This window comes from Clostridium beijerinckii (assembly GCF_018223745.1).
GTDB classification, from domain to species: domain Bacteria; phylum Bacillota; class Clostridia; order Clostridiales; family Clostridiaceae; genus Clostridium; species Clostridium beijerinckii.
The window spans coordinates 1,415,818-1,433,454 of record NZ_CP073653.1 but is presented as its reverse complement, the minus strand read 5'-3'; the positions used below and the strand labels follow the sequence as shown (position 1 = coordinate 1,433,454).

Below are 17,637 nucleotides of genomic sequence, written 5' to 3'. Positions count from 1 at the left end.
TTATACATGTTCCCTTCTAAACCTATATAATTTCTCCATTAATATTTTTCCTATAACTAAAAGCTTCTAGAATATGAAACTCTAAAATATCCTTTTGATTGTCTATATCTGCTATAGTTCTTGCCAATTTTATTACTTTTCCATACCCTCTTAATGATACACTTGATGTGTTATAATATTTTTTTAGAAGCTCTGAACATTTCTTACTAACCCTGCAAATTTCAAAGATATCCTTTCCTTTTATATCTGAATTATATTTATAAACTGTATTCTTAAATCTTAGTTTTTGTATTTCTCTAGCTCTAAGTACATTTTCTTTCATAGCTTTCGAATCGTATGAATCTTTCTTGTTTTCTATTTCATCATAATTGAGTCTAGGTACGTAATTTAATATATCAATCCTATCTAGCAAAGCACTTGAAAATTTCTTAGAATATTTAGTAATTTTAGTATTCAAATAATATTTGCTATCATTAAAATCTTTATCCTCATTGTTTTCTACTGGATTAAACGCTCCAATTAGTAAAAAATCAGCAGGCATTTGATAACTTCCACTAAGCCTATTAATATTCACATTTTTTTCTTCAAGAGGTTCTCTTAGAGATTCAAGAACATCCTTCTTAAACTCCAAAATTTCATCTAAAAATAGCACCCCATTATGTGCAAGAGTTATTTCCCCTGGCCTTATTTCTTTTCCTCCACCAATTAATGCTATTCTTGTAGTTGTATGATGTGGCGCTCTAAAAGGTCTGTTAAGACGAGAAATCCTTGTCATAAGACCACATGCACTATATATTTTGGCAATCTCTATTAATTCCTCTTGAGATAAAGATGGTAAAATTGAAATTAATGCTTTAGCAAGCATTGTTTTACCACATCCTGGCTCTCCATAAAGAATTATATTGTGTTTTCCAGCTGCCGCAATCTCTAATGCTCTTTTAGAAGAATACTGTCCTATAATATCTCCGTAATCTGGCGAATCTAATATTTCTTCATCTTTCCCATCTTCATCCATCTCATAAGGAAGCATATCTTCATATGTAATGTGCGAGACTACTTCTTTTAAACTTTTTAATGGGTAATATTCAACATTCTTAAAATAATAACTTTCTTCTAAGTTTTCATAAGGAAAGATAAATTTTCTAATTTCCTTCCTTGCTCCTTCAATTATTATAGGTATAGTACCTTTTACCCCTTTAAGCTCACCAAATAGAGATAATTCTCCGAATATAATATAATCCTCTAAATTCTTTCTGCAAATCTGATTTGATTCCATTAGTATACCAATCGCGATTGGTAAATCTAAAAGAGATCCAATTTTTCTCACATCCGCCGGAGCCAGATTAATAGTAATTCTACCTAATGGAAATTCAAATCCACAGTTTAATATTGCGGCTCTAACTCTTTCTTTTGCTTCTTTTACTGAAGTGTCTGGAAGGCCCACAATATTAAATACCGGTAAGCCTTTAGATATATCTACCTCTACTTTTATCAAAAAACCTTCTAATCCATTGTGCGTTGCACTAATTATTTTTACTGCCATATAAATCACCTACTAAAAATTATAGACATACATTCAAATATTAATTCCATAAAAATACATTTGTTATATTTATTTTTTAATTGTTAATAATTCAAAGATATAATAGCAATACAGTTAATAATTTTTAATATGTTTCAGTAAATAAAATTGGAAGTGATATAGTGAAAAAAATAAATAAAGATATAGGTAATTTCAGCGAAGATTTAGCGAAGAAATATTTAGAAAAGAATGATTATAGTATTTTAGATTGTAATTTCAAAAACTTTTTAGGCGAAATTGATATTATATGCAAAAAGAATAATTTACTAATTATTGTGGAAGTTAAGAGTAGATATAATAATAATTATGGATCGCCAAGAGAATCTGTTAATTTTTCAAAACAAAGATCTATAATAAAAGTGGCTAATTCTTATATTAATTATAAAAGATTACCTAATATTAATGTTAGATTTGATGTCATTGAAGTTTATCTAAATTTAGAAAGTACAAATTTTAAAATAAACCATATAAAAGATGCCTTTAGACTCAACTAATTACTTAACTCACTTGAGTTTTTCTAGCCCTTTTTGTATCCCCTTAATGTATGATTATTGCTACAGCATATAAAATAAAAAAGTCTATAAGAATATTATTTATTTTAATATTCTTATAGACTTCAAATCAACTTCTTTATCTTAAACACATAAATACCATTCATATAAATTTCATTTGACCAAAACTTAATTACAATAATTTTGTTAAAAAGCTATTTCTATGAATGTCGCTTTTTCCGTATTTTTTTAGACCTTCTATATGTTTTGATGTGCCATATCCGACATTATTTTCAAAGTCATAATGTGGATATTTCTTAGCATACTCTTTCATAAGTCTATCTCTATACACTTTTGCCACAATTGATGCCGCAGCAATACTAGCACTTTTTGTATCACCCTTTATGACAGATTTATTCTCTATACCAATGTTCTTAATTAAATAGCCATCAGATAATACTAAATCAGGTTTTATGCTAAGTGCATTACAACTTTCTAAAAACACTTTATTATTTGCAAAAGCTATTCCTTTTTCATCAATTTCTTTATTAGAAGAAACTGCTATTTGATAACTTAATGCCTTTTTTTTTATAATTTCAGAAAGTTCTTCCCTTTTATGCTCTTTTACTTTTTTTGAATCATTTATATATAAGATTAAATCTTTTTCTAAAACATTTAAATCAAGAATAACACTACAAGCTACGATAGGACCTGCAAGAGGTCCTCTACCAACTTCATCTACACCAGCTATATATCGATAACTTCCAAATGATTTATCAAACTCATACATTGTTTTGACTCTTTTAACTTCATTTAAATATGATTCTAAATCTTTCTCAATCTTTTTCTTAAGTGATAATACATTTTTCCTTTTATCTTCTTCTAGCCAGTTTATAACTTTTGTATGTTCACCATTTCTATATAAATCAACTATAGATAACTTATGTATTTCTTCCTTAATTTCCGCAAATGATAGCGATCTTATATCTTCATTAAACTGTATCATTTTCTTCTATTGGGCGCTCCAATGTGATATTGCCCATTTTTCCTCCCCTGAATTCGTCAAGTAGTATAACAGCTATTCTATTATAGTCAATTTGTCCTCCAGAAATTAAAGCACCTCTTTTTTTGCCTATAGCATCTAGTGTATCTAATGGATTTTCAAAAACTTCTTTAAGTTTATATCTTTCTTTTAATTTCTCTTCATAATTAGTTTGTAATTTTTCAACAAGTTTCAAAGCTAATTCTTCTATATCCATTATTTCATCTTTTATAGCACCAGTAAAAGCTAAATTCAAAGCTGTTTCATCATCTTCAAATCTAGGCCATAACACTCCTGGGGTATCTAGCATCTCAATCCCAATTCCTGTTTTAATCCATTGTTTGCTCTTAGTAACTCCTGGCCTATCACCTGTTTTAGCTATATTATTTCTCGCCATTTTATTGATAAATGTAGATTTTCCTACATTAGGTATTCCAACAACCATTACTCTCATTGTTATATTAACCATACCTTTTGCCTTTAATCTATCATGCTTTTCCTTCAATAATGTTAGTAGTGTAGGCTTTATATTCTTAAGTCCATCACCTTTTAAACAATTAACCTCTAATACTTTAACATCATCTTTGGTTAAATAATTTATCCACTCTTTTGTAACTTTGCCATCGGTTAAATCACTCTTATTTAAAAGTATAATTCTTGGTTTTCCCTCTAACAATTTTTCAATATCAGGATTTGCAGAACTCCTTGGAATTCTAGCATCTCTTATTTCAATTACAGCATCTACTAATTTCAAGTTTTCTTTAATTTCTCTTTGGGTTTTTTTCATATGTCCCGGAAACCAATTAATTGCCATATGAATTCCTCCTTAAATTTATTTTTCAGTTCACAATGCACATTTCACGCCATTTAAGGCACCCTGTAGCAAATTATAATAAAATCACTTAGACTTTTATTATCAGAAAATTCCTTGAATTTTCCATCCTTAATTGTACACTGTACATTAATCACATATTGATATTAATTTTCTCATATAATAAAAAAAAGGACTGAAACAGTCCCCTTTTCAAATACTATCTAGTTAATAATTCTTTAACTTTAGCAGACTTACCAACTCTATCTCTTAAGTAGTAAAGTTTAGCTCTTCTAACTTTACCTTTTCTAGCGATTTCAATTTTGTCGATGATTGGTGCATTCATTGGGAATGTTCTTTCAACTCCAGTTCCGTAAGCAACTCTTCTTACAGTGAAAGTTTCTCTTAAACCACCATTTTGTTTTTTGATAACAGTACCTTCGAACATTTGAATTCTTTCTTTGTTACCTTCTTGAATCTTAACGTATACCTTTATAGTATCCCCGATAGCAAATTTAGGTAAGTCAGTTCTGATTTGTTCAGCTTCTATAGCTCTTATTATTTCGTTCATTGTGCATTCCCTCCTTAACGATAATTTGACGTTCTTAACACATATGTATGACAGCGGAACGCCCGTACTAGCACAAATTTAATATTATCACATAATTTTTTATATTTCAACAAAAATTATTTATTATTTTTATTTTTTAATATTTTAATATCTTCTTTGGTTAATGTAATTTTCTTATATAAATCGGGTCTAATCTTCTTTGTTACCTCAAGAGACTTAAGTCTTCTCCATTTTCTTATATTTTCATGATGCCCAGATAGCAGAATTTCAGGCACTTTATCTCCTTCAAACTCTTCTGGTCTAGTATATTGCGGATATTCTAAAAGTCCATTATAAAACGACTCTTCCATAAAGCTCTCTTCTTTTCCCAAAACACCTGGAATTAATCTTAATATACAATCAATGACCGGAATTGCAGCCATCTCTCCACCAGTCAACACAAAATCTCCAAGTGAAATCTCCATATCTATATGCTTATAAACTCTTTCATCTATTCCTTCATAATGTCCACATAAAAATATAAGCCCTTCTTCCTTAGAAAGCTCTTTAGCAATCTCTTGGTTAAAGGTTTTTCCTCTCGGCCCTAAGAAAACAACCTTCCCTTTATTACTTAACTTTGCATCCCTTATAGTATCAACTATGGGCTGAGGCGCCATAACCATTCCAGCACCGCCACCATAAGGATAATCATCAACTTTTTTATGTTTGTTTAATGTATAATCTCTTATGTTTAGCGTTTCTAAATCCACTATGTTATTTTCTCTTGCTCTTCCTATTATACTATGATCGAAAATAGAAAACATTTCTGGAAATAACGTTAATATGCTAATCTTCATCTTGCCATTCACCTACTGGCTTAATAATGATTTTTTTCAATTTTATATCTATATCTAGAACTATATCTCTAAGAACTGGTATTAATAGTTCCTTAGGTTCCTTAATCCAATATACATCATTGTTAGGAGTGCTTATTACATCGAAAATTCTTCCAATTTCTTTTTCATTAATATCATATATAGTACATTCTTTTAAATCAGAAACATAATATGTGTCAGGTGGAAGTTCTGGCTCATTTTCGCGTGGTATTTCAATATATTTTTGTTTATAAGTTTCAGCATCATTCATAGAGTCTATACCTTCAATTTTTAGTATCACTCTATCTTTTTGAAATTTAACTCCTAATATTTTCTTTTCCTCTCCACCTACTAAAACAGTTTCTAGACGTTTAAATTTATTCACATCTTCTGTTAGAGGATAGACTTTAACTTCGCCTTTAATTCCATGTGTATTTATAATCTGACCAATTTTAAATAAATTTCCCACTCTTTTCACCTCATTTTAAGCATAAGAAGAATAATGGCATAAAATAACTTAGAGACGCGTATGACGAAAAATAGACCAGCATACTGACTTGTTGTTATTTTTAATAGTATCTTATACTGAAATCCATTATTTTTTTGATTATGCCCTATATAAATTATTATATACTTTTTTCTTTGAACTCATTGTTAAAGATATTAAATTGCCTATATGATCTTAGTTTCACTTAACAAGTTCCGAATTGTTAATCGCACTCTTCTCATATACGTGTGCTTTTTCATATACGAATTAATCTTAATTGTGCTGACGCGCATTTTTATAGACAAAATGTTCGCGGTTGCGCTAACGCATCTTTTTTACAGTTAAATTATCTTAGTTGCGTTTACACACTTTTTTTATAAGAGAAATGTTCTCAATTGCGCTTACGCGCATCTTTTACAGCAAATGATCTTGGTTGCGCTAACGCGCTTTTTTTATAGGCGAAATGTTCTCAATTGCGCTTACGCGCTTTTTTCTAATGTGTATATTTAAAAAGAGTTAGGTTTCCCTAACTCTCAATTTTTAGATGATTTCTACTATAACTCGTTTATTCTGTTTAACTGCTGCAGCTTTTATAACTGTTCTTATAGCTTTCGCAATTCTTCCTTGCTTACCTATAATCTTACCCATATCTTCTGGTGCAACTTTTAATTCAAGTATTATGGATTGTTCTCCATCTACCTCATTAACAGTAACTGCATCTGGGTTATCAACAAGGGATTTAGCCATAAATTCAACTAATTCCTTCATAAACGCCTACAATTAGTATGTACTAACTGCAGAATTCACCTCCAAAAATTACTTAGTAAGACCTGCATTATTGAAAAGTCTCTTAACTACTTCTGTTGGTTGTGCTCCATTAGATAACCATTCATTAGCTTTTTCTTCGTTGATTTTAACTTCAACTGGTTCAGTTAATGGATTATAGTATCCAATTTCATCGATGAACTTACCATCTCTTGGTGCTCTTGAATCTGCAACAATTATTCTATAGAAAGGAGCTTTCTTAGCACCCATTCTTCTTAATCTGATTTTTACTGCCATTTTAATTTCACCTCCTTTAAAGGATAATAAATATATATTTTAACTCTAATGCTTAGAAAGGTAACTTGCCAAATAGGCCGCCTTTCTTTGCCTGCTTCTGGAATGACTTCATTTGCTTCATGTTCTTTTTCATCATTTCATAGCCCTTCATGAGTTTGTTAACTTCTTGTATATTAGTACCTGATCCTTTAGCTATTCTGCTTTTTCTTGATGGCGATTTTAGTATAAGACTTGGATTTCTTCTTTCTTTTAATGTCATTGATTGAATAATCGCCTTAGTCTTATCAAGAGCCTCAGTCCCCTTATCAAAGTCAACTCCTTGAAGTTCCTTTGAATTTAAGCCAGGTATCATTTCCATAATCTTATTTAAAGGTCCAAGTTTTTTCATCTGTTCCATTGCCATTAGATAATCCTCAAAGTTAAATTCTTGATTTAACATTCTCTTACCTAAATCAGCTGCTTCCTTTTCATCAATGGCTTCCTGAGCTTTTTCAATAAGCGATAATACATCACCCATTCCTAAAATTCTTGATGCCATTCTATCAGGATGGAACACTTCAAAATCATTCATTTTTTCGCCAACACCGGCATATTTGATTGGCTTATCAATTATAGTCTTAATTGACAGTGCAGCTCCACCTCTAGTATCACCATCTAGTTTTGTTAAAATAACTCCACTTAAATCTAAATCATTATTAAAGTTTTCTGCAACATTAACAGCATCTTGACCTGTCATAGCATCAACAACTAATAATATTTCTGATGGGTTTACATTATCTTTTATATTTTTTAGTTCCTGCATTAATTCTTCATCAATGTGAAGTCTACCTGCAGTATCTATGATAACTACATTATTTCCATTATCTTTTGCATGAGTGATTGCATTCTTTGCAATTTCAACAGGGCTTACTTTATCTCCCATCGAAAATACTGGAATTTCGATTTGTTTTCCTACAACTTCTAATTGCTTTATAGCTGCTGGTCTATAAATATCGCAAGCTACTAATAATGGCTTTTTATTATTTTTTCTAAGGTTTAGCGCAAGTTTACCACACATAGTAGTTTTACCTGCTCCTTGTAATCCAACTAACATTATAACTGTAAGTCCTGAACTACTATAATTAAGTTTACTTTCAGTTCCACCCATAAGATTAGTAAGTTCTTCATTAACTATCTTTATTACATGTTGTCCTGGTGTTAGACTTTCAAGAACTTCACTTCCAACACATTTAGAACTAACAGAAGAAATAAATTGTTTAACAACTTTATAGTTAACATCTGCTTCTAGTAAGGCAAGCTTTACTTCTCTCATGGCTTCTTTTATATCTTTTTCAGTCAACTTTCCTTTACCTTTTAATTTTCTAAAAGTCTCCTGTAATTTTTCACCTAATCCTTCGAAAGCCATGTTTACTCCTCCTTATAAATTTTCTAGCTTTTCTTTATATTTTATAATATCCTCATCATCAATGGAATATTTATTTTTTAAGTGTTCTAAAAAATTCATAATTTCCTTTTTTCTATTTATACTCTTTTGAAGTAAGTTAAGTTTACGTTCATAGGAGAGAAGTTGTTTATAACATCTTTTGATTAAATCATGAATAGCCTGACGACTCGTTTGATTAAGCTCAGCTATTTCAGCTAACGATAAATCATCATTATAATACCACTGCATAATTTCACTTTGCTTTTCTGTTAATAACGGACCATAAAAATCCATAAGTAACGAAATCTCAACTCTATCTTCCATTTAATCACCTTACCCACAAAAGAGATTTTAACAGGATTATTTCAAAGTGTCAAGTATTTTTACTTAACACTTTTATTTTTTATCCCTGGGCTCTATATATCAAATTTCTTAATGCAATTAATGACTTTTAAATTATATACGTTGCAAAAATAATTCTTCATCATAATTTTAACCTGAATTATTCATAGATATAGTTAATAACATAAGAAAGTTAGTTTTTCATGCTATTAGCTATTTCTTTTCTTAATTTTTAATTATTTTTCTAAATATACGTACAGCTTCGCTACGGACTTTAGGTTTTAACCATATCTTACATATTAAATTGTAATCTGAATCAATTTAATAACGGCAGTGAATTGATATTTTTTAAAATATGCCAAAACTCATTTTGATAAGCACATGAACTACAGAGTTTGAATTTTAAGTATCTACTACTCTTTACAAGTTTACCAGCTACTTTAATTATTTTCATTCGTATTGTTTCTATTCTTAGAGATTTCATTGAATTTGTAAAACATAATCTTCTAATCCAATTGTTTAAATTGTATGCTAAAACCATCTCTTGAAGCTTATTAGCATTTGCGATAAAAGATGAACTACTCATTTTATCGAAAGCGAAGCCGTTTTTGCCTTCTTTAATAAAATTCTCCATTGTTCCTCTATTACAATAAAATTTTATTACAGCTTCTGGATGGCTGGTCATGTTAGTCACAACAAAAGTATAATCTATACACATTTGACCTTCTTTCTTTTCTAATTTCACAACAACTCTACGTTCTTTAGTCCATTTCTTTGCTTTATATACAAATTCACCATATATAGTATAATGGTCATAGATATTTCTTTTGCATAATATCTCCATTCTTGTAGTAAATTCTTCAGAATACTTATACAATGTTGCATTTGCTTTTAATCTTATTGCATATTTAGCATCATGTTCTTCTGCAATTTCATAAAGTCCATAGGTATAGCAAAACCGCTATCGCCACGAATGTATAGGTCTGTACAAATATATTTATTTGAATACCTTTTTAATAATGGACCAATAAAAGCCACTGTTTTTCTTGATGTATAAACATTTCCAGAACGCAACTCTGCCTTTAATAAATCACCTGTTAGTCCATCAAAAACTAATAGTGGATGATATCCATTTGCTGAATAATGTGAATTGTATGCTGAACCATATTGATTACCATAAGTTTCAAAATTAGTAGAATCAATATCCAAAATTATTTGATTTGGCATATCAATTGAGTATACTTTATCCAAAACCAACTCATTTATTTTATTAAATTGTCTTAAGTTTTCTTTATCGAGATTGTTATTAAAACGTGAAATTGTAGGCTGTGAAGCTAGTGCATTTTTATCTAAAATTGTAGTAAGCGCTGGATCATATCTTAATTCATCTGAATTATCGTCGGTTGTATAGCCAGCTATTCTTTGATAAACTTTTTGTAGTAATATCTCTTCGTTTGTATGTTCTCTATGATTAATTCCATCATTAACATAAAAAACATCTTTTACAGTTCTTGAAAAACCTATTCTTTCATCAAATTCACTATATAAAATAAGACCAGAATCTGATGTTAAATTTCCACCATCAAAATTAATTTTTACATTTCTCTTGAAATTCAAAGATTTTTCTAATAAACTACCCATATAGACTCTCCTTTGTTAATTGTTTTTTTTCGCAAATTAACCATAACAAATTTGAGTCTATTTTTCTATATTTTTTCACTTAATAAGTGAAGTTTTGAATTTGTTAAGAACAGCTTAACGAGCCATGCAAAGCATGTTTCATATAATTTTATGAATAATTCAGGTTTTAAAAATATTACACGAATTTTAGCTATAATTATGAATTGTGAAATGTGCATTGTGAATCGCAATATATATATATTTATATTTTGTATATTCATAATCAAAAACCTTGAACCCCTGATGTTTCCAATAAATATTTACATATTTTCATATGTATATTTAAAAATATGAATCTTTGAAACTATTTTTATATAAATCTATGTACCTTTAAAAATGTGTTTATAGAAATATATTTTCATATAAATATTTAAACATAGTTTAATTTTTATATATTTTTCTAGAAATATTTTTAAGGCACATGAAAGAAATAATAGGCCAAACATACTGGCCTATTATTTCTTAGCTAACCCTATATTAATGCTTCAGCAAATCCTTCTGCATCAAATTTTTGAAGATCATCAATGCCTTCTCCAACTCCTATGTATCTAACAGGAATATTTAAGCCTTGCTTTATAGATAAAACAACACCACCTTTTGCTGTTCCATCTAATTTAGTTAATATTATTCCATCTATCGGACAAGCTTCCATGAACTGCTTTGCTTGAATAACAGCATTTTGACCTGTTGTTGCATCTAAAACTAGTAACGTTTCTTTTCTATAGCCTTGCAATTCCCTGTCAATTATTCTGTTTATCTTTTCAAGCTCATTCATTAAGTTCTTCTTATTATGAAGCCTTCCAGCCGTATCACATATTAATAGATCAACATTTCTAGCCTTTGACGCTTCTATTGCATCGAAAACAACCGCAGCCGGATCCGATCCTTCCTGATGTTTAACTATATCAACTTCGGCTCTAGAGCTCCACACTTCAAGCTGATCAATAGCAGCAGCTCTAAATGTATCAGCTGCAGCCAGTAATACTTTTTTTCCTTCTTGTTTATTCTTTGCTGCAAGTTTTCCTATAGATGTAGTTTTACCAACACCATTTACCCCAATTATAAGCATTACTTTCTTTTCTTTTTCGTCATCTTCATATGTACCTTCAAGTAATATATCTCTAATCACTTCCTTTAATGCCGGTTTTACTTCTTGAGGATCGTTTATTTTTTCTTTTCTGATTTTCCCCCTTAATCTTTCTATAATATCTACTGTTGTGTCCATACCGATATCAGACATGATTAATATTTCTTCTAATTCCTCATATAAATCCTCATCTATAGTTACTGCCAAATTTAAGGCCTCATTTATCTTATCGGTCAATCCATCTCTTGTCTTTGCTAATCCCTCTTTTAGTTTATTAAATAAATTTCCAAACAAATTCATTTCCTCCTAATTAAAATTTTCTGCTCAAGTGAAACTTGATTTAAGATAAGTCATCTCATCTTAAATCTTAGTCTAACTAATCCAGAAGCTTGCAGCCGTTACCTCTTACTAAAAGTAGGAGGTTTACGGATGCTAGCTATCGGAAAAGTCTACTGAAACTACCTTTGATACACCTTTTTCTTCCATTGTTACTCCATATATAATATCACTTACCTCCATAGTTCCCTTTCTATGAGTTATAATTATAAATTGAGTATTTTTAGAAAACATTTTTAGGAACTCTGCATACCTATATACATTTGCATCATCTAAAGCCGCTTCTATTTCATCCAATATACAGAAAGGCGTTGGTTTCATCTTTAAAATTGCAAAAAGTAAGGCTATTGCAGATAGAACCTTCTCTCCACCAGACATCAGATTAATATTTTGAAGTTTTTTTCCTGGCGGCTCTACATTTATGTCAATATTGGCTGTAAGCTCATCACCTTCACCTAAAATAAGCTCAGCGCTTCCACCTTTAAACAAATCTTTAAAAGTTTTATCAAAATTATAATTCAATATTTTGAAGTTTTCTTTAAATAAACTTTTCATTTCATTAGTCATTTCTTCAATAACGGCATTTAATTCCCTTTTGGCATTTTCTAAATCCTCTGCCTGAGTAGACATAAACTCATACTTTTCTTTAATTTCTTCGTACTCTTCTATTGCTGCTAAATTTACTACTCCAAGTTTTGTTATCTTTCCTTTAGTAACAAAAATTTCTTGTTTCAAAGCTTCCTCATCAACTACTGGCTCACATTTATCTAATGCCTCTGCATAAGTTAATTCTAACTCTTCATTAAGTTTCTTATAAACATGCTCCCTATCATTTTCTTTCTTAGCTTTAATTACTTCTCGCTTATTAACTTCCATTTCTTTTAAGCTTACTTCATCCAAAATACCGCTTATTACATTATCTTTTTCTTTAAATTCTTGCTTTAACTTTTCTTTTAATATCTCATCATCTTTAAAGTTTACTTCTAAATTGCTGATATTAATATTATTTTCTTCAATATTCTTATTCTTAGCCTTTATATCTAAATTTAAACTTTCAATATTTTTTTTATTTTCCTCATTTTCATTATTTAAAATTTCATTTTTAATCTTTAAATCCTTAATTTCTTTTTCTATTCTTAAAAATTCATTCTTTTTATTTTCTATTGCCTCATCCAACTTAGCCTTACTGATTTTCATTTCTGTAAGCTTAGTATCGCTATCGTTAACTTCTTGAACTTTGATTTTCATTAACTGTTCCAGTTCTATACTTTTGCTCTTGTTAGCTGTATTTTCACTTTCAATCACCTGAACTTCAGATTCTTTAGCTCTAATCTTTTCTAATATAGCTTCTCTTTCGCCTGCTATTCTTTTTATTTCTTCTTTAGCAGTTTCTAGATTTCTCTTTAACTTATCCGTATCAGACTGTAACCCTTTAATCTCACTTTCCTTTTTTGTAAGTTCAATATTTTTCTCATGAACTTCATCCCTTTTATTCAGCATATCCTCATCTAGGTCTTGTATTTCTTTCTTGATATCTTGAACTAGTATTTTCAATTCCTCATATTTCTCTTTTTTATTGCTTATATCTAATACTAATTCTTCAATTTCTCTTTTTCTACCTAGAACATTTGAATTTTTCCCCTTTATGCTACCACCTGTTAACGCCCCCCCTGGATTTATGATTTCTCCATCCAAAGTAACGATTCTATAATTATATTTTCCGATTCTTGCGATATTAAGAGCGCAGTCCATATCACTGCAGATTATTGTTCTTCCTAGAGAATAATCCATTATATTTTTATACTCTTTATCATAAGATATTATGTCACTTGCAATCCCAATATATCCATTAGCTTCAGTTATACTTCTATCTAGTTCTAACTTCTTTCCTTTTATAATATTTAAAGGTAAAAATGTCGCTCTTCCTAGACTATTTTTTTTCAAATATCCTATAAGAACTTTTGCTATTTCTTCATTTTTTGTTATAACATTTGAAATCGCAGCACCTAAAGCTATTTCTATAGCAACTTCATACTTTTTACCTACAGTGAAAATTTCACCTAAGACTTTAGTATCATTTGCAGCCGTAATTCTTTCCCTATGAATTGATTCCATTAAAGATTTTACTGACCTGTTATATCCCTCATAATGCTTTTCCAAGTTTTCTAACATTGATCTATTTGCATCAAGTTTTGTTAAAGTCCCACTTAATTCTCTAAGCTCATTTTCTTTTTTAGTTAAATTTGCTGATAGAGAACCTATTTTTTTCTTATGCTCTACTATTTGCATATTTAGCAATTTTATATTGTCTTTATTCTTTTCAATTTCATTGGTTAGGTCTTTATAAGTCGCTAAATTAATAACAATATTATTTTCTAGAAAAGATATAGACGAATTTAGGGTTTCTTTTTTCTCTTCTCTTAGCGAGAGATCTTTATTTAGCATAGTAATCTCATTCTTCATATCTGAGTTACTTCTTAAAAGTTCAAATTCACCTTCTCTTAGAGATTTTATTTCTTCATCTATACTTTTAAGTTCCTTAGAACTTTTTATATTGTTTTCTTCTAAATTTACTATATCTTCTTCTCTTAATCTTTGTTCCTTTAGTCTTTCACTCAATTCACTTTCTAATAATTTCTTGTTTTCATTAAGCTGATTTACCTTAACTAAAATATCATCCAGCTCATAATTATTCCTATTGATCTTTTCTTCAAAACTCTTAATTCTTTCTTTATAAAGTTCTATACTTTTTTCATCTTCACTAACAGTTTCTTTTAAGCTATAATATTTCTCTTTTTCTTCTAAATTCTTCTTTTCTAGCTTTTCTATTTTTATCTCTAGTTCTTTAAGTTGTGACTTATAACTAGATACTTCTTTACGCTTATCTTCAATTTCTTTAATTTTTAAATTCAAATCTTCATTGAACCCTTTTAATTCTTCTTCCATTTTGTCTATGGTATGTACTATAAGTGATACTTCTTTTTTCTTCAAATTATTAGATAAGTCAGTAAATTCTAATGCTTTCTCTCTTTCAATCCTTAGGGGTTCTATTCTCTCTTCGTAAGTTGACAGAATATCATTTATTCTAACTAAATTTTCATCTGTATTGCTTAACTTTTTCTCTGCTTCTTCTTTTCTATTTTTAAACTTTACAATACCTGCAGCTTCCTCTAAGAGATTTCTTCTATCTTCCGGCTTACCACTTAATATAGCTTCAATCTTACCTTGTCCAATTAGTGAGTAACCTTCCTTACCAATTCCTGTATCCATAAAAAGATTTATTACGTCTTTTAGCCTGCACTTTGAATTATTTATTAAATATTCCGATTCTCCTGATCTAAATATTCTTCTTGATACAACTACCTCGTTATATTCTGTCGCGAGCTTTTCATCACTATTATCAAGGGTTAGTGAAACCTGAGCAAGGCCCACTGGCTTTCTAAACTGCGTTCCTGCAAATATTACATCTTCCATTTTTCCGCCTCTTAGAACCTTAACGCTCTGTTCTCCCAGCACCCATCTTACCGCATCCGAAATATTACTCTTTCCACTTCCGTTAGGTCCTACAACAGCTGTAACGCCTTGTTTAAATTTTAATTCTGTTTTATCAGCAAAAGATTTAAATCCTCGTATTTCTAGAGATTTTAAAAACATGTGTCCTCTCCTTAAAAAGAAAATATACTAGGTAATAATGTTACAATAAAGATTACTACAATAAAAATAGTCATTGCAATTATCATTTTTTCTCTAGTCTTTTTTTTCATATCAAACAACTCCTTATTATAATTTAGTTTATAGTAAAGCTTATTAAATATCAATAATTCACACAAAAGAAAATACCAATTTAAACTTCATAAACATAATCAACATTTTAAAAGCGAGAGTCTCCTCTCGCTAATATGCTATATCTAACTTTCTATTTTTTAGACAAAGTTTTATATGACCTCTTTCAATATTATCATCTTGTTTTACATCAATAATTTTCCCATTATCTTTAAGCTTATTGAAATATGTTTTCTTATTAGCATAAAGCTTACTTAAATCCTTTGAGTTAATATACAGAACTCCATTTTTTTCTTCACCCATATTTTCTAAAATGATATCTGACAATAAACTGCCCTCAACCAATTCCCTAAACGATGGATGAAATGGACCTGCCACTATATCTTTTCCTTCATTTATACTTTCTGTCGGCTGAAGACCAATTCTTATTACGTTGATGTTATGCTTTTTATACATATCATACATAACCTTACTTACATTAACGGCCTCTTCAAGAGAATATGGAATGTACTCGTTATTAATATACATTCTTTCCATTGGAGTATCTTTTATAACTAACGACGGATATATTCTACAAATATCTGGATTCATCTTAATTGATTCTTTAGTCGTTTCTATATCTCTTTCAAAAGTATCTCCAGGTAGTCCAGGCATTATTTGATGTCCTAATATAAATTTATATTCTTTTATTAATTTAGATGCATCTATAACATCATGAACGCTATGTCCTCTGCCAGCTTTTTTTAACACTTCTTCATTTAGTGATTGAACTCCAAGTTCTATTATGTCAACTCCATACTCTTTAAGATATGTAAGTATATAATCATTGATGTAATCTGGTCTTGTAGAAAGTCTTATTTTATCTATAAGACCTTTTTCCTTAAACTCCTCAGCTACTTTTAGAAGTTCCCTTTGTTTTTCTTCCCTAATCCCTGTAAATGTACCACCAAAAAATGAAATTTCAATAGTTGCATTTTTATTCTTTATAGTTTCTAGATAATCATTTATTGTTGTAATTACAGAACTTGCCGTAACCTCTTCATCATCAACACCTGTTATTCTATCCTGATTACAGAATACGCAATTATGCGGACATCCTTCATGAGGTACAAATATCGGTATTATATAATAATTTTTACTCATGCTTACCTTCCAATATATCTAATGCCTGTTTAGCTGCATTTTGTTCTGCTTCTTTTTTACTATAGCCTGAACCTTCACCCATTAATTTTTTATCTATCACTACATTTGTAAAGAATTTTCTTCTGTGAGGTGGTCCTTCAAATTTTGTAAGCTCATATTGAATTACTACTTCTCCATCTTTTTGAAGAAGCTCTTGAAGCTTTGTCTTGAAATCTAATACAATTTCATTATTTATTGCTTTATTTATTATCTCTTCAAAATGAAGCAATATAAAATCTCTTACAAAACCAATGCCTTTGTCTAAATAAACAGCAGCAATGATTGCCTCAACAGCATCTGCTTGTATTGAAATCCTTTCTCTTCCGCCTGTAATTTCTTCACCTTTACTCATTCTAATATAAGATCCTAAGTTTATCTTTTTTGCAATTTCGTAAAGAGAATTTTCACAAACTATCAAACTTCTTATTTTTGTCAGCTCACCTTCTGTTTTATGTTTGTAATTATTAAAAAGGTATTCTGTAATACAAAGCTGCAATACTGAGTCTCCTAGAAATTCAAGCCTTTCATTATACTCCGCATCCTTGAATTGATTTCCAAAAGAGCTATGAGTAAGAGCTGTTTTTAGTAATGTGTGGTTATTAAAAAAAACCCCTAAATTTTCTTCTATTTCTTTAAGTGTATATCTATTCATGTATTCCACTCCTTGAAGTTTATTCTTCAACTTGCTAACTTATTGCTATATACTTCTCATAACAAATTCAAGAATAAACTATTAATTTGATATTTTAGTTACTATAATGATTTTTCTTCCTAAATTCCAACTAAAAACATCGTTATCATAGACAGTAACATTTGTACGCCAATATATTACTAAAGTACATTTCTCACTAAAATCTATTTTAAAATGATTTTAAATTTAGTTCTCACTTTGTAAAATATAAAA

Annotated in this window: 15 protein-coding genes and 1 pseudogene; 1 reads left to right on the top strand and 15 read right to left on the bottom strand. The window is 29.5% G+C overall.

The window, feature by feature from the left end:
- Positions 1-22: 22 nt before the first annotated feature.
- Positions 23-1,543 carry a YifB family Mg chelatase-like AAA ATPase gene (locus KEC93_RS06585; protein WP_023973320.1) on the bottom strand — a complete coding sequence of 507 codons (1,521 nt, stop codon included), beginning with the start codon at positions 1,541-1,543 and terminating at the stop codon, positions 23-25.
- 161 nt (positions 1,544-1,704) lie between these two features.
- Between KEC93_RS06585 and KEC93_RS06580 the strand changes: the two genes are divergently transcribed.
- A complete protein-coding gene (locus KEC93_RS06580) occupies positions 1,705-2,076 on the top strand; it encodes a YraN family protein (protein WP_077869956.1) in 372 nt (123 codons plus the stop codon).
- Positions 2,077-2,266: 190 nt separating this feature from the next.
- On the opposite strand, the gene KEC93_RS06575 is transcribed toward KEC93_RS06580, so the two are convergent.
- The 14 genes and pseudogenes from KEC93_RS06575 to rnc all read right to left on the bottom strand — a co-directional run bounded on the left by KEC93_RS06575 (position 2,267) and on the right by rnc (position 17,385).
- Positions 2,267-3,079 (bottom strand): ribonuclease HII, encoded by an 813-nt coding sequence (locus tag KEC93_RS06575; protein ID WP_077869955.1) that lies wholly within the window; start codon positions 3,077-3,079, stop codon positions 2,267-2,269.
- The gene (gene ylqF / locus KEC93_RS06570; protein WP_077869954.1) at positions 3,066-3,929 is read right to left on the bottom strand and encodes a ribosome biogenesis GTPase YlqF; all 864 of its coding nucleotides are present in this window, start codon (positions 3,927-3,929) and stop codon (positions 3,066-3,068) included. The genes KEC93_RS06575 and ylqF overlap by 14 nt, the downstream gene beginning before the upstream one ends.
- A 217-nt stretch (positions 3,930-4,146) precedes the next feature.
- On the bottom strand, positions 4,147-4,497 hold the full coding sequence (rplS, locus tag KEC93_RS06565; protein WP_017210749.1) for a 50S ribosomal protein L19: 351 nt from the start codon (positions 4,495-4,497) through the stop codon (positions 4,147-4,149).
- Positions 4,498-4,613: 116 nt separating this feature from the next.
- Entirely contained in the window at positions 4,614-5,333 is a 720-nt protein-coding gene (trmD, locus tag KEC93_RS06560; protein ID WP_011968516.1) for a tRNA (guanosine(37)-N1)-methyltransferase TrmD, read from the bottom strand.
- Positions 5,323-5,820: a ribosome maturation factor RimM gene (gene rimM / locus KEC93_RS06555; RefSeq protein WP_077869953.1), complete on the bottom strand. Its 498-nt coding sequence runs from the start codon at positions 5,818-5,820 to the stop codon at positions 5,323-5,325. Before rimM ends, trmD begins: the two co-directional genes overlap by 11 nt.
- Positions 5,821-6,378: 558 nt before the next feature.
- Positions 6,379-6,606 carry a KH domain-containing protein gene (locus tag KEC93_RS06550; protein WP_011968514.1) on the bottom strand — a complete coding sequence of 76 codons (228 nt, stop codon included), beginning with the start codon at positions 6,604-6,606 and terminating at the stop codon, positions 6,379-6,381.
- 48 nt (positions 6,607-6,654) lie between these two features.
- Complete coding sequence (gene rpsP / locus KEC93_RS06545; RefSeq protein ID WP_008424801.1) at positions 6,655-6,900, bottom strand: 30S ribosomal protein S16; 246 nt, start codon at positions 6,898-6,900, stop codon at positions 6,655-6,657.
- Between the two features lie 52 nt (positions 6,901-6,952).
- Positions 6,953-8,305 carry a signal recognition particle protein gene (gene ffh, locus KEC93_RS06540; protein ID WP_011968513.1) on the bottom strand — a complete coding sequence of 451 codons (1,353 nt, stop codon included), beginning with the start codon at positions 8,303-8,305 and terminating at the stop codon, positions 6,953-6,955.
- Positions 8,306-8,317: 12 nt separating this feature from the next.
- Positions 8,318-8,647, bottom strand: a complete 330-nt coding sequence (locus KEC93_RS06535; RefSeq protein WP_065415735.1) for a putative DNA-binding protein — start codon at positions 8,645-8,647, stop codon at positions 8,318-8,320.
- Positions 8,648-8,981: 334 nt separating this feature from the next.
- Positions 8,982-10,306: pseudogene (locus KEC93_RS06530) on the bottom strand (IS1380 family transposase).
- Between the two features lie 511 nt (positions 10,307-10,817).
- Complete coding sequence (ftsY, locus tag KEC93_RS06525) at positions 10,818-11,726, bottom strand: signal recognition particle-docking protein FtsY (RefSeq protein WP_023973327.1); 909 nt, start codon at positions 11,724-11,726, stop codon at positions 10,818-10,820.
- Positions 11,727-11,864: 138 nt separating this feature from the next.
- Positions 11,865-15,422: a chromosome segregation protein SMC gene (gene smc, locus KEC93_RS06520; protein ID WP_077869860.1), complete on the bottom strand. Its 3,558-nt coding sequence runs from the start codon at positions 15,420-15,422 to the stop codon at positions 11,865-11,867.
- 240 nt (positions 15,423-15,662) lie between these two features.
- On the bottom strand, positions 15,663-16,694 hold the full coding sequence (locus KEC93_RS06510) for an elongator complex protein 3 (protein ID WP_023973330.1): 1,032 nt from the start codon (positions 16,692-16,694) through the stop codon (positions 15,663-15,665).
- Positions 16,687-17,385 (bottom strand): ribonuclease III, encoded by a 699-nt coding sequence (gene rnc / locus KEC93_RS06505; RefSeq protein ID WP_011968508.1) that lies wholly within the window; start codon positions 17,383-17,385, stop codon positions 16,687-16,689. The genes KEC93_RS06510 and rnc overlap by 8 nt, the downstream gene beginning before the upstream one ends.
- Between the last annotated feature and the right edge of the window lie 252 nt (positions 17,386-17,637).

Bases quoted from the DNA above. Each gene is read 5' to 3' on its own strand.
- KEC93_RS06585 (WP_023973320.1), bottom strand. From the start codon at position 1,543: ATGGCAGTAAAAATAATTAGTGCAACGCACAATGGATTAGAAGGTTTT.
- KEC93_RS06575 (WP_077869955.1), bottom strand. From the start codon at position 3,079: ATGATACAGTTTAATGAAGATATAAGATCGCTATCATTTGCGGAAATT.
- ylqF (WP_077869954.1), bottom strand. From the start codon at position 3,929: ATGGCAATTAATTGGTTTCCGGGACATATGAAAAAAACCCAAAGAGAA.
- rplS (WP_017210749.1), bottom strand. From the start codon at position 4,497: ATGAACGAAATAATAAGAGCTATAGAAGCTGAACAAATCAGAACTGAC.
- trmD (WP_011968516.1), bottom strand. From the start codon at position 5,333: ATGAAGATTAGCATATTAACGTTATTTCCAGAAATGTTTTCTATTTTC.
- KEC93_RS06550 (WP_011968514.1), bottom strand. From the start codon at position 6,606: ATGAAGGAATTAGTTGAATTTATGGCTAAATCCCTTGTTGATAACCCA.
- rpsP (WP_008424801.1), bottom strand. From the start codon at position 6,900: ATGGCAGTAAAAATCAGATTAAGAAGAATGGGTGCTAAGAAAGCTCCT.
- ffh (WP_011968513.1), bottom strand. From the start codon at position 8,305: ATGGCTTTCGAAGGATTAGGTGAAAAATTACAGGAGACTTTTAGAAAA.
- KEC93_RS06535 (WP_065415735.1), bottom strand. From the start codon at position 8,647: ATGGAAGATAGAGTTGAGATTTCGTTACTTATGGATTTTTATGGTCCG.
- smc (WP_077869860.1), bottom strand. From the start codon at position 15,422: ATGTTTTTAAAATCTCTAGAAATACGAGGATTTAAATCTTTTGCTGAT.
- KEC93_RS06510 (WP_023973330.1), bottom strand. From the start codon at position 16,694: ATGAGTAAAAATTATTATATAATACCGATATTTGTACCTCATGAAGGA.
- rnc (WP_011968508.1), bottom strand. From the start codon at position 17,385: ATGAATAGATATACACTTAAAGAAATAGAAGAAAATTTAGGGGTTTTT.